The sequence below is a fragment of the Pseudomonas poae genome, from assembly GCA_028869255.1.
GTDB classification, from domain to species: Bacteria; Pseudomonadota; Gammaproteobacteria; order Pseudomonadales; family Pseudomonadaceae; genus Aquipseudomonas; species Aquipseudomonas poae_C.
Genome location: CP110972.1, coordinates 1,992,243 through 2,004,815 on the forward strand (window position 1 = coordinate 1,992,243; position 12,573 = coordinate 2,004,815).

Consider the following 12,573-nt stretch of genomic DNA (forward strand, 5'->3'; position numbering starts at 1 on the left):
GCATTGTCCTGTCATTGCCAGCTGGCAAGATAGCTTCAGGCCCATGGAAAAGGATGCGCAAACGCCCAAGACCGGGCGTTTCAGCGTGGTGACAGACATGAACAACCCTCAAGCGATTGATGCCCAGTGCACGGTGCGTTTCGGCGCCTATGCTTTTCACCGGCAGCAGCGGTTGGTCAGCAAGGCCGGTTGGCCGGTGCCGTTGGGCGGTCGGGCGCTGGATATCCTTGCCGTGCTGCTTGAGGCCCCAGGGCAATTCATCAGCAAGGCTACCTTGATCGAACGGGTCTGGCCGTGCAGCGTGGTGGAAGAGAACAACCTGCGGGTGCACATCGCCGCACTGCGCCGTGCGCTTGAAGGACAACGCTGCATTCTTAACGACCCCCAGCGCGGCTACTGCTTCAGCGCCAAGGTGCACGGCGCAGCACCGCCGGTGATGCCGCGGCACAACCTGGCTACGCGGCTCAGCCCGCTGACCGGTCGCGATGAGTTGCTGGGCGTACTTGTGCGGCGTTTGTCCGGGCAGCACCTGATGACGCTCACCGGTTGCGCCGGGGTGGGCAAGAGCACCCTGGCTCTGGCGCTGGCCGAGCGGGTGTTGCCGCGCTACCCCGACGGTGTGTGGTGGGTGGACCTGGCCACGGTGCAGGAGCCGATGCTGATGCTGCGCCAGTTGACCACGACGCTGCACCTCGAACCCTGCACCAGCACCCCGCAGCTGTGCCGCCAACTGGCCACCCGCCGGTTGTTGCTGGTACTTGATGGCGCCGACCGGCTGCTCGGCGCCTGTCGGCATCTGCTGCGTGCGCTGCGCGAACTGGCGCCCCAGGTCAGTGTGCTGGTCAGCAGCCGTGAAGCCTTGCAGGCCCCCGGCGAATGGGTGCTGCGCGTGCCACGCCTGGCAGTGCCTGCGCCGTTGGCACTCGGCAGCGTTGAGCAGGCAATGGTTTATCCGGCGGTGCAATTGTTTGTCGCACGGGTACGCGCCAGTCAGCAGGGGTTTGTGTTGCGCCAGCAGGACCTGGCGCCGCTGCGGGATATCTGCCGGCGCCTCGACGGAATCCCCCTGGCCCTTGAACTGGCGGCCGCGCAGGTGGACGCCCTGGGTGTGCGCGGTGTGCAGGCGCAATTGCGCAGCGGCGTGCACGTGCTGACCCGCGGCCGTCGCACGGCGGTGGAGCGGCATCAATCGCTGCCGGCCGCCCTCGATTGGACCTACGAGCGCCTGAGCCTGCCGGAGCGCTGGCTGTTCCTGCAACTGGGGTTGTTCAAAATGGCAGTGACCTTGCCGACCTTGAGCGCGCTGGTCGCCGGCACTGAGCTGGAACACGCCGATCTGTCCTACCTGCTGTCGCGGCTGGTGGGCACGTCATTGCTGACAGTCGAGCCTGGCCTTGGCCCTGAACGCTATCGTTTGCTCAATAGCACACGCAGCTACGCCCTCGCGCAACTGCGCGACCCGGTGCAGGTGGCGCGTTTGCAGCAGGGTTATGGGCATTACCTGGGGCCGTTTTCAGGCCGGACGTTTGTCTTGCAACTCGTCGAGCAGGCAGCGTACGCGGATTAGGTCTTGGGTGCCGAAGCCTTCGGTAAAGCGCCCGTAGACTGAGTTCAGCAGATCATAGGCGGCCTGCACGCGGCCTTGTTGGTGCCACAGCTTCGCCAGTGACGTCGCGCAGCGCAGCTCCCAGGCCAGGGCACCTTGCTGGTGCGCCAGACCGAGGGCTTCGAGCAACAGTGCTTCGGCGGCCTGGGCGTCGGGCAGGCCCTCAGCGCGCACCCTTAGAATTTCCGGGCTGCACCAGCCGGCCGCGCCGGTTTGCGCCCGTTCGAACGCCTGGTCATCGACGGTCTCGGCGCCCAGGGTAATCAAGATGTCCGTGATCAGCCCCAGACCTTGCACGTCCTTGCGCTCCGGGATGCCAGCGTAGTGCCCGGCCCAGGTCTGGAACAGCTGCACCGAATGCTTGTGGGACTGTTCCAGCAGCAACGCCTGCAGGCTTTGCGCGGCCTGCGCGTCACCGTTGTAGCGGGCGATCACCACGCCCGCCAGGGCCAGGGTGTAGCAGATCGAGGTGCCATGATTGATTTGCAGCGCCAGTTCCAACGCCTGGCTGGCAGTGCCCCACGCGCGTTCGGGAAAGCCTTGCAGCCACAGGATTCGCGCCAGTACCGTCAGTGAGGCCACGCCCTGGTCATATTGCACGCCAACCCGGTGCGCGAAGCGGTTCAGGGAGGCGCTGTGCGCCATGCGTTGGATCACCTGCTCGGCATTGTGCCGGGCGAGTGCCTGGTTGCCGGTGTAATGCTGCGCCAGCACGCGCAGGCGCTGGGTACTCAGTTCCAGCAGCGGGTCGCTGCGCGGGTCGAGGTGGTCGAATTGCACACTCAATTCCAGCGCCTGGCGATACAGGCCGGCGCACAGATTCACCGCCATATGCCCGGAGACCGCCCGCAATTGACCAGCCAGGTCCTGGCGCTCCTCGGCCAGACGCCTGGCACTGACGAACGCGGCGATGGTTCGCGGCGCACCGCCCAAGGTGTGATAGGACAGGCTGCCCAGGGCCAATTGCAGTTGCATCGTCAACTGGCTGCAGGGCGCGCTGGCCTTGCCCATCAGGGCCAGGGCCTTGTGCACATACAGGGCGTGTTCCCTGAGCAGCGATAACTCTTGCCACAGCGGCATCGCACTGACTGTCAGGCGGATCGCCAGCCCGTGTTCACCGCCGTCGGCGAGCCCCCAATCCAGCGCGGCACGCACGTCCTCGCGCAACGGTGCGTAGCGGTCAAGCCAGGGTTGGGTGGCGATCAACTCCCAGTCCTCCTGCGCCTGTTCCATCAGCGCCAGGCAGCATGCCGCATGGCGCTCGCGGGTGGCGTCCAGCTCTTGGGCGAGGCTGAGTTTTTCCAGGGCGTAGGTGCGAGTGATGTCCAGCAGGCGATAGACCACCTCATCGTCGCCGGGCTCCACATTGAGCAAGGATTTGGCCACCAGTTGGGTGATCGAACCCAGCACCTCGGCGGGCGCGATCCGCTCCCCGGCAATCACCGCCGCCGCGCTGGCCAAGCTGAAGCCGCCACGAAACACCGCCAGGCGGCGCAGGCAGATGCGCTCGCACTCGGTCAGCAGCTCGAAACTCCAATCCAGCGTGGCGCGCAAGGTTTGATGGCGGGGCAGGGCGCTACGCTGGCCGCGGGTGAGCAGGCGGAAGTTGTCTTCCATTTGCACCAGCAGCCCAGGCAGGCCGAAACGTTCGATCTGCGCCGCCACCAGCTCGATCGCCAGGGGAATGCCGTCCACGCGTTGGCAAATATCAATCGCCAGCGGCAGTTCGGCTTCGCTCAGTTCGAAGCTGTCTTGATGCGACATGGCCCGTTCGATCAGCAGCTGCAGGGCCGGATAGCCCATGGCCTGGGCGCGGTTGCCGGTGGTGGGCGGGCAGGCCAGCGGCTCCAGGCGCTGCACGGACTCGCCCTCGGCGCGCAAGGCTTCGCGGCTGGTGGCCAGGATGTGCAGCCTTGGCGCGTGACGCAGCAGGGTTTCGCTGATCAGGGCAATGTCGTCCAGCAGGTGCTCGCAGTTGTCGATCACTAGCAGTAATTGGCGCTCCTGCACGCGGCGTGCAAACGTCGCCAGCGGCTCATGCTCGGCGTGGGTCAGGTCGAGCAAGGCTGCGAGGTTGGGCAGGATCAGCGACGGCGCGCTGAGGGGCGCCAGGTCGAGCAGGTGAATGCCGTCGCGGTAATGCCCGATCAGTAATTCCGCCACGCGCAGCGCGACGGTGGTCTTGCCGATGCCCCCGGCGCCGGTCAGGGTGATAAAGCGTTGCTCGGGCAGCAGTTGCACCAGGCTGTCGATCAGCGCCTGGCGGCCGATCATCCGGGTACGGCGCAGGGGCAGGTTGTGGCCCGGGCGCTGTGGGGCACCTTCGTTGGGTGGCGTCATCGGTTCGATGCTCAGTGGCGCAACAAAACTGTAGCCGCGCTGGGCCACGGTCACGATGTACCGCTGCCCGGCCTGGCCATCGCCCAAGGCCTTGCGCAACGCGGCCATATGCACCCGCAGGTTGCCGTCTTCCACTACGCTTTTCGGCCAGACCCGGGCGATCAATTCCTGCTTGCTCACCACATTGCCGGCCTGCTCCAGCAGAATCAGCAGGATATCCACGGCGCGCCGCCCCAGGCGCAACGGGCGGCCGGCCTCCAGCACCACGCGTTGGCGCGGGTGGATGCGGTAGGGGCCGAAATGCACGGCCTGGTCGCTGAGCTCGCTCATGGGTGCCCATGCTCGGGGATAAGGAAGCGGCCAGCATAGGCCAGGTGCGCAGGTACCACTAGGCCGCAATCACTTGCGGCTTGTGACGCAATTGGTGATTTCGCCAGGTCATCGGGTTGACCCCTTCGCTGCGGGTGAACATGTGGCAAAAATGCGCCTGGTCGCAGAAGCCGCATTCCAGGCTGATTTGCGTCAGGCTCAAGGACGAACCGGTGATCAGCTCCTTGGCCCGCTGGATGCGCTGCTGGCGTATCCATTCCTGGGGGACAGCCCGGTGGTGCACTTGAATGCACGGGAAAAATGGCTGCGCGACAGCGCGCATGCCTGGGCCAGGTCGGCAATGGCCAGGCTTTCGCCGAGGTTGGCGAGGATCAGTTGCTTGGCGATACGCTCGCGCCGGGGGCATAGACCGCCGGTAGCGGACACACGGGGGGTACAGAACTCAAGTCGGGCCATGACAGGTATCCGCAGTCGATGGGAGCGTTCCCGGTGAATGGATGCAGTGTAGACCGCTCCATTCTTGGCGTCGGACCGTCTGGCTGACGAGTTAATCGTTGTTAATTTTGCCAGGTATGGCGGTTGATATCGTTGGAAAAGACAGCACAGGTGTGCAACCCGAATTGCCTTTTTTATGGTTATCTGTCGGCTTGCCAACCGTTTGGATAGCGCCATGAACCGCAACGACCTGCGTCGCGTCGACATGAACCTGCTGGTGATTTTCGAGGCATTGATGTTCGAGAAGAACCTGACTCGGGTTGCCGAAAAGCTCTTTATGGGCCAACCGGCGGTAAGCGCGGCACTGGGGCGCTTGCGTGATCTGTTCGACGACCCGTTGCTGCTGCGCAACGGGCGGGGCATGGAGCCCACGCCACGCGCCGTGGCGATACTCAAGGAGTTGCAACCGGCGATGGACACCATTTCCGGTGCGGTCAGCCGTGCCAAGGATTTTGACCCTTCCACCAGTTGTGCGGTGTTTCGTATCGGGCTATCGGACGACGCCGAGTTCGGGCTGTTTCCTCCGTTACTCAGCCGACTGCGCGAGGAGGCTCCGGGGATTATCGTGGTGGTGCGGCGGGCCAATTACTTGCTGATGTCGTCGTTGCTGGCCAGTGGTGAGATCACCGTTGGGGTGAGCTATACCACTGAATTGCCGGCGAATGCCAAGCGCAAGAAACTGCGGGATATTCCGTGCAAGGTTTTGCGTGGGGATGATGGGGTTGAGCCGCTGACGTTGGATGACTATTGCGATAGGCCGCATGCGATGGTGTCGTTTTCGGGGGATTTGAGTGGCAACATCGATCTGGACCTGGCGCGGATTGGCCGAGCGCGGCGGGTGGTGCTGGCGGTGCCGCAGTTCAGTGGGTTGCGGGCGTTGTTGGCGGGGACGCAGATTATTGCGACGGTGCCGGATTATGCGGCGTGTGCGTTGACTGAGGGGACGGCGTTACGGGCTGAGGATCCGCCGTTTGGGATTGATGCTGCGGAGTTGTCGATGGTGTGGAGTGGGGTGCATGACAATGATCCGGCGGAGCGGTGGTTGAGGGCCAGGATTTCGGAGCATATGGCGGGGGGTGTTTGATTGCGTGCATATCCATTTCTGCGGTAACGGCCACCTAGGGTTCCGCTCTTACAGCGGGTCACTTTTGGCAAACGCCCCAAAAGTAACCAAAAGGTCTGTGCCCCATCACTCGGCACCTCGCTCTGGCTCGGTGTGCCCTCACTCCGGCTTGAATCCGTGGGCCGCCGCGATGGGCCATCCTTGGCCCAGCGCGGCTAACCCGGCGTCCTGCCGGGTTGCCCACGGATTCAAGCCTGCGTTCGGCCATCGTGATTGACGGGGCGCCTCAGATCAAAAGCGCAGATCAAAAGATCGCTGACTTCGTCAGCGGTAAGGATGTAAGGGCCAGATCAAAAACAAAGCGAGGCGGCCTGACAGCCGACCTAATCATTAAAGCCTTCCTCGGTTCAAATGTGGGAGCTGGCTTGCCTGCGATGGCATCAACTGGGTTTGCCTGATATCCCGAGGTGCCTGCATCGCAGCGATGCGGCGACCCGACAAGCCAGCTCCCACAGAAAAGCCAATCCACTGTGGGCCCGCTCTTGATCTACACCACTCAGGTCGGCTACTAGGCCGCCGTGCTCTGCTTTTGATCTTGATCTAGGCGCCCCATTAACCACGCTGGCCGCACGCGGGCTTGAATCCGTGGGTAACCCGGCAGGACGCCGGGTTAGCCGCGTTGGGCCAAGGATGGCCCATCGCGGCGGCCCACGGATTCAAGTCTGCGTGCGGGCACACCGAGCCGGAGGCGAGGTGCCGAGTGGTGGGGCAAGAGCCCTTTGGTTACTTTGGGGCTCTTTTCCAAAGTGACCCGCCGTAAGGGCGGAACCCTAGGCCGCCGTTACCGCACCAACGGATATGTACTCCATACCCCCCCGACTACCGGCTATTGTCAGAAATATCCCACAAGAGTACAAATGTACTCCATGACAACCCTAACCCCCCGCCGTACCCAAATCCTGACCTTCATCCGCGACCGCATCGCGCAACAAGGCCAACCCCCAAGCCTCGCCGAAATCGCCGAGGCGTTCGGCTTCGCGTCCCGCAGCGTCGCCCGCAAGCACGTGGTGGCGCTCACCGAAGCCGGCTTCATCGAGGTCAACCCCAACCAGGCCCGAGGCATTCGCCTGCTCAACCAGCCGGCACGCCCCGAATGGCTGGACATCCCCGTGCTCGGCCGCGTGGCTGCCGGTTTACCCATCGGCGCCGACGCCGAGGTCCACAGCCGTTTGCAACTCGACCCCGCCACCTTCGCCAAAACCCCGGACTATCTGCTGCGCGTGCAGGGCGATTCAATGATCGAAGACGGCATCCTCGACGGCGACCTGGTGGGCGTTCGCCGCAGTGCCGAAGCCTTGAATGGGCAAATTGTAGTGGCGCGCCTGGACGGCGAAGTCACCATCAAGCGTTTTGAGCGGCACGGCGAGCATGTGCGCCTGCTGCCGCGCAACCCCGCGTATCAACCCATCGTGGTGGGCCCCGACCAGGACCTGGCCATCGAAGGGGTGTTCTGCGGCCTGGTGAGGCAAGGCTGATGGGTGCCGTGGTTGCGCTGGATACACTGTTCAATGGCGGCCGCGTCTGGAAGGGCCGGCCTGCCGCGCCCCCGGCCAGTGTGCACCCCACGGGGCTCGCGGCGCTGGATGCGGTGTTGCCTGCCGGCGGCTGGCCGGAGTCGGCGTTGAGCGAAATTCTGATGGCGAAGGAAGGCGTGGGCGAGTTGCAATTGGTGCTGCCGACGTTGGCGCGATTGTCGGCGGCGGGGAGCGCATTGTGCTGGTGGCGCCGCCTTACACGCCGTACCCCCATGCCTGGCAGAACGCCGGGGTGGATCTGCGCCAGCTCTCGGTGATCCAGGCCGAAGAACGCGATGCACTGTGGGCCGTGGAGCAATGCTTGCGCTCCGGCAGTTGCGGCGCGGTGCTGTGCTGGCCGCGCAAGGCCGATGACCGCGCCTTGCGTCGCTTGCAGGTAGCGGCTGAAACCGGGCAGACCCTGGCGTTTGCCTGGCGCGCCTTGAGCGAAGCGATCAACGCATCGCCCGCCGCCTTGCGCCTGGCCGTTGAGGCCCGGCCTGCCCAGGTGCGGGTGCTCAAGTGCCGGGGTGGGCTGGCCCATCCGGCGCCGATTGCACTGGCGGGGCACTGAGGTTGCCATGCGCTGGGTGTGTATTGTGTTCCCGCAATTGGCGCTGGACGGGGTGCAGCGTGTGCATCCCGAGCCGGATCAACCGTTGGCGTTGCTGGCCGGCACGCCGCAGCGACGTGTGCTGCAAACGGTCAATGACGCTGCCCGCGCAGTGGGCCTGCGCCCCGGTCAGTCCCTGACGGCCGCGCATGCGCTGGCCAAGACATTTGCCAGCGCCGAATACGACCCCGTGGAAATCGAACGCTGGCAGCAGTTTCTCGCGGCCTGGGCCTACCGTTTCAGCTCGCAGGTCAGTGTGCATTACCCGCGTGCCTTGCTGTTCGAGATCGAATCCAGCCTGGGGCTGTTCGGGCCGTGGCCGCAGTTCGAGGCGCGGTTGCGCAAGGAGCTGACTGAGCTGGGGTTTCGCCACCGTATCGTCGCCGCGCCGAACCCGGCGGCGGCGCGAGTGCTGGCGAATATCTACGATGGCCTGGCGATCGGCGATGACGCCTTGACGCAGGCCCTGGCGCCGCTGCCCATCGACCGCGCCGGCCTTGAGCCGCAGGCCGCCACCGCGTTATCGCGCATGGGCCTGCGCACCCTGGCTCAGGTGCAGGCGTTGCCCCGGCACACGCTGGCGCGGCGGTTTGATGCGAGCTTGCTCAAGCACCTGGATGCCCTGAGCGGGCAGCGGCCATTGGCCCTGGCGTTCTATCTGCCGCCGGATCAGTTCGATGTGCGCATCGAGTTGAATTTCGATGTGCAATCCCACCAGGCGCTGCTGTTCCCCTTGCGCCGCTTGACCGGCGATTTGTCTGCCTTCCTTTGTGGCCGCGACAGTGGCGTGCAGCGCTTCGACCTGCATCTGGAACACGCCCAGGCGCCCGACAGTGTGATCAAAGTCGGCCTGCTCAGCGCCGAACGCGAACCGGCGATGCTGTTCGAGCTGGCCCGGGGGCGCCTGGAGCAGGTGCAAGTCAGCGCACCGGTACGCGGCTTTCGTCTGGTGGCCCAGGACCTGCCGGTGTTCGTGCCGCAACGCCAGGACCTGTTCGACGACCGCCCGCAACAGACCTTGCCTTGGGAGCAACTGCGCGAGCGCCTGCGCGCCCGGCTGGGTGATGAGGCGGTGCAGGGCCTGCGTTTTCACGCCGACCACCGCCCCGAATGTGCCTGGCAAGCTGTGACCGACAGCCGCGCATGCCCGACCTTGAACAAGGTGCAACGCCCCGGCTGGTTGCTTGACGAGCCGGCCTTGCTGGCCGAGCAGGGCGTGCAAATTTTGATGGGCCCGGAGCGCATCGAATCCGGCTGGTGGGATGGCGCCGATATTCGCCGCGACTACTACCTGATCCAGACCCGCGCCGGCCAGCAAGGCTGGGCTTACCGCAGCGTGGGGCAAAACGACGGGCTATGGCTGCAAGGCTGGTTTGCATGAGCTATGCCGAGCTGCATTGCCTGTCCAACTTCAGCTTCCAGCGCGGCGCCTCGAGTGCACTGGAGTTGTTCGAACGGGCCAAGCGCCAGGGTTACAGCGCTTTGGCGATCACCGATGAATGCACGCTGTCGGGTATCGTGCGGGCCTGGCAGGCGGCGAAGGCGGTGGATTTACCGCTGATTATCGGCAGCGAAATGCGCATCGAAAACGGCCCGAAACTGGTGTTGCTGGTGCAGGACCTCAGCGGCTATCAGCACCTGTGTCGCCTGATCACCCTGGCCCGGCGACGTGCCGAGAAGGGCAGCTATCGCCTGTTGCACGAGGACTTCGAACAACCGCTGCCCGGCCTGCTGGCGCTCTGGGTCGCCGAAGACCGCGACACCCAAGCCGAGGTCCAGTGGCTGCGCCGCACCTTCGCCGAACGCCTGTGGCTGGCGGTGCACCTGCACTGTGGCCAGGACGATGCGCGTCATCTGGAGCAGCGCCTGCAATTGGCCGCCAGCCTGCAGATCCCGGCGGTGGCCTGTGGCGATGTGCATATGCATATTCGCGGGCGCCGTGCCTTGCAAGACACCATGACCGCCATCCGCCATCACGTGCCGGTGGCCGAAGCCGGCACGCGGCTGCACCCCAATGGCGAGCGGCATTTACGCAGCCTTGAGGCATTGGCCGCGCTGTACCCGCCAGGCTTGCTCGATGAAACCCTGAGCATCGCCCGACGCTGCACATTTGACTTGAGCCAGTTGCGCTACCACTACCCACGCGAGCTGGTGCCCGAAGGCCATAATGCCAAATCCTGGCTGCGCGCCGTGACCGAAGAAGGCATCGCCCAGCGCTGGCCGCAGGGGGTCGACGCCAAGACCTTGCAGCAGATCAACCATGAGCTGGCGCTGATCAGCGACCTCGGATACGAAAGCTATTTCCTCACCGTGCACGACATCGTGCGCTTTGCCCGCAGCCGTTCGATCCTGTGCCAGGGCCGGGGCTCGGCGGCCAACTCGGCGGTGTGTTTTGCCCTGGGGATTACCGAGATCAACCCGAGCCTGATGAACATGCTGTTCGAACGCTTCCTGTCCAGGGAGCGCAATGAGCCGCCGGACATCGATGTGGATTTTGAACACGAGCGCCGCGAAGAAGTGCTGCAGTACGTGTTCCAGCGCTATGGCCGCACCCGTGCGGCATTGACGGCAGTGGTCAGCACTTACCACGCGGCCGGCGCGGTGCGCGATGTGGCCAAGGCCCTCGGCTTGCCGCCGGACCAGATCAACGCCCTGGCTGAGTGTTGCGGGCGCTGGAGTGATGACGCGCCGCCGCTGGAGCGCCTGCGCGAAGGTGGCTTCGACCCGCAAAGCCCGATCCTGCGCCGTGTGCTGGCGCTGACCCAGCAACTGATCGGCTTCCCTCGGCACCTGTCCCAGCACCCCGGCGGCTTTGTGATTTCCGAATACCCGCTGGACACCCTGGTGCCGGTTGAGAACGCCGCCATGGCCGAGCGCACCATCATCCAGTGGGACAAGGACGACCTCGACGCGGTTGGCCTGCTCAAAGTGGATATTCTGGCGTTGGGCATGCTCAGCGCGATCCGCCGCTGCTTCGATTTGCTGCGCCGCCATCGCAACCTGGACCTGGCCCTGGCGACGATCCCCAAGGAAGACCCGGCCACCTACGCGATGATCAGCAAGGCCGACACCATCGGTGTGTTCCAGATCGAGTCGCGGGCGCAGATGTCGATGTTGCCCAGGCTCAAGCCGCAAACATTTTATGACCTGGTGATTGAGGTGGCGATTGTGCGCCCCGGACCGATCCAGGGCGGCATGGTGCATCCGTACTTGCGGCGGCGTAACAAGGAAGAGCCCACCACCTATCCGTCGCCGGAGCTTGAGGCGGTGCTCAAGCGCACCTTGGGTGTGCCGCTGTTCCAGGAGCAAGTGATGCAGATCGCCATGGTCGCCGCCGACTACGGCCCCGGCGAAGCGGACCAGTTGCGCCGGTCCATGGCCGCCTGGAAACGCCATGGCGGCCTTGAACCGCATCAAGAACGCTTGCGTACCGGCATGCTCAAAAACGGCTATACGCAAGAATTTGCCGCGCAGATCTTCGAGCAGATCAAAGGCTTTGGCAGCTATGGCTTCCCCGAGTCTCACGCCGCCAGTTTTGCCTTGCTGACCTACGCCAGTTGCTGGCTCAAATGCCATGAGCCGGCAGCCTTCGCCTGTGCGCTGATCAACAGCTGGCCCATGGGTTTCTACAGCCCGGACCAGATCCTGCAGGATGCGCGGCGCCATCGCTTGCAGATCCGCCCGGTGGATGTGCTGGCCAGTGACTGGGATTGCAGCCTGGAACCCATCGACGGGCAGCAACCGGCGATCCGCCTGGGTTTGCGCATGATCTCGGGGTTTCGCGAAGAGGATGGGCGCCGCATCGAAGCGGCGCGCCACTGCCGCACATTCAGCGACATCGCCGACCTCGACCAGCGCGCCGGGCTGGATGCCCGCGCCCAAGCGCAGCTGGCGGATGCCGGGGCCTTGCGCGCCCTGGCCGGCAACCGGCACGCCGCACGCTGGGAGGTGGCGGGGGTGCATAAACAGTTGGGCTTATTTGCCGGCTTGCCCAGCCCTGATGAAGCCGTGGTGGCGCTGCCGTCGCCCACGGTCGGCGAGGATTTGCAGGCCGATTACGCCATGCTCGGCACCACGCTGGGGCCGCATCCGCTGGCGTTGTTACGCGCCGAGTTGCGCAGGCGACGCTGCCGCAGCTCTGAAGAACTGCAGGTGGTGGAGCATGGGCGCAACGTCAGCGTTGCGGGGCTGGTCACCGGCCGCCAGCGCCCAGGCACCGCCAGCGGGGTGACCTTCGTCACCCTGGAGGATGAATTCGGCAACCTCAATGTGGTGGTCTGGCGTGACCTGGCCGAGCGCCAACGCCAGGCGCTGGTGGGTTCGCGACTGCTCAAAGTGGATGGGCGCTGGGAGGCGGTGGGCGAGGTGCGGCACTTGATCGCCGGGCGTTTGACCGACCTGACGGCGCTGTTGGATGGGATCAACGTGCGCAGCCGGGATTTTCACTGAGGGGGAGTTGCCCAAGGGGCTGCGGATAAGCAATATGCAATGAAACGTTTCATGCGCGCCGGGCTCCAACGTTTTATCAGTGCTATAGCGCCGTCCACCCACG

6 protein-coding genes and 2 pseudogenes are annotated in these 12,573 nt (G+C 64.8%); 6 read left to right on the forward strand and 2 right to left on the reverse strand.

What is annotated here, in order from left to right:
• The first annotated feature begins 43 nt into the window (after positions 1 to 43).
• The gene (locus LRS56_09310) at positions 44 to 1,567 is read left to right on the forward strand and encodes a winged helix-turn-helix domain-containing protein (GenBank protein ID WDU64638.1); all 1,524 of its coding nucleotides are present in this window, start codon (positions 44 to 46) and stop codon (positions 1,565 to 1,567) included.
• On the opposite strand, the gene LRS56_09315 is transcribed toward LRS56_09310, so the two are convergent.
• Positions 1,514 to 4,276, reverse strand: a complete 2,763-nt coding sequence (locus LRS56_09315) for a winged helix-turn-helix domain-containing protein (protein WDU64639.1) — start codon at positions 4,274 to 4,276, stop codon at positions 1,514 to 1,516. The two genes, LRS56_09310 and LRS56_09315, sit on opposite strands and share 54 nt — an antisense overlap.
• Positions 4,277 to 4,334: 58 nt before the next feature.
• Positions 4,335 to 4,732: pseudogene (locus LRS56_09320) on the reverse strand (AraC family transcriptional regulator).
• A 214-nt stretch (positions 4,733 to 4,946) separates the two neighbouring features.
• Here LRS56_09320 and LRS56_09325 point away from each other — a divergent pair.
• From LRS56_09325 to LRS56_09345, 5 genes and pseudogenes are all read left to right on the forward strand, one after another.
• The gene (locus tag LRS56_09325; GenBank protein WDU64640.1) at positions 4,947 to 5,855 is read left to right on the forward strand and encodes a LysR substrate-binding domain-containing protein; all 909 of its coding nucleotides are present in this window, start codon (positions 4,947 to 4,949) and stop codon (positions 5,853 to 5,855) included.
• Positions 5,856 to 6,751: 896 nt separating this feature from the next.
• Entirely contained in the window at positions 6,752 to 7,369 is a 618-nt protein-coding gene (gene lexA, locus LRS56_09330) for a transcriptional repressor LexA (protein ID WDU64641.1), read from the forward strand.
• Positions 7,369 to 7,982 (forward strand): annotated as a pseudogene (imuA, locus tag LRS56_09335) (translesion DNA synthesis-associated protein ImuA). The gene lexA and the pseudogene imuA overlap by 1 nt, the downstream one beginning before the upstream one ends.
• 7 nt (positions 7,983 to 7,989) lie before the next feature.
• Complete coding sequence (locus tag LRS56_09340; GenBank protein ID WDU64642.1) at positions 7,990 to 9,402, forward strand: DNA polymerase Y family protein; 1,413 nt, start codon at positions 7,990 to 7,992, stop codon at positions 9,400 to 9,402.
• Positions 9,378 to 12,470 (forward strand): error-prone DNA polymerase, encoded by a 3,093-nt coding sequence (locus LRS56_09345; protein WDU64643.1) that lies wholly within the window; start codon positions 9,378 to 9,380, stop codon positions 12,468 to 12,470. Before LRS56_09340 ends, LRS56_09345 begins: the two co-directional genes overlap by 25 nt.
• The last annotated feature ends 103 nt before the right edge of the window (positions 12,471 to 12,573 follow it).

Bases quoted from the DNA above. Each gene is read 5' to 3' on its own strand.
- LRS56_09310 (WDU64638.1), top strand. From the start codon at position 44: ATGGAAAAGGATGCGCAAACGCCCAAGACCGGGCGTTTCAGCGTGGTG.
- LRS56_09315 (WDU64639.1), bottom strand. From the start codon at position 4,276: ATGAGCGAGCTCAGCGACCAGGCCGTGCATTTCGGCCCCTACCGCATC.
- LRS56_09325 (WDU64640.1), top strand. From the start codon at position 4,947: ATGAACCGCAACGACCTGCGTCGCGTCGACATGAACCTGCTGGTGATT.
- lexA (WDU64641.1), top strand. From the start codon at position 6,752: ATGTACTCCATGACAACCCTAACCCCCCGCCGTACCCAAATCCTGACC.
- LRS56_09340 (WDU64642.1), top strand. From the start codon at position 7,990: ATGCGCTGGGTGTGTATTGTGTTCCCGCAATTGGCGCTGGACGGGGTG.
- LRS56_09345 (WDU64643.1), top strand. From the start codon at position 9,378: ATGGCTGCAAGGCTGGTTTGCATGAGCTATGCCGAGCTGCATTGCCTG.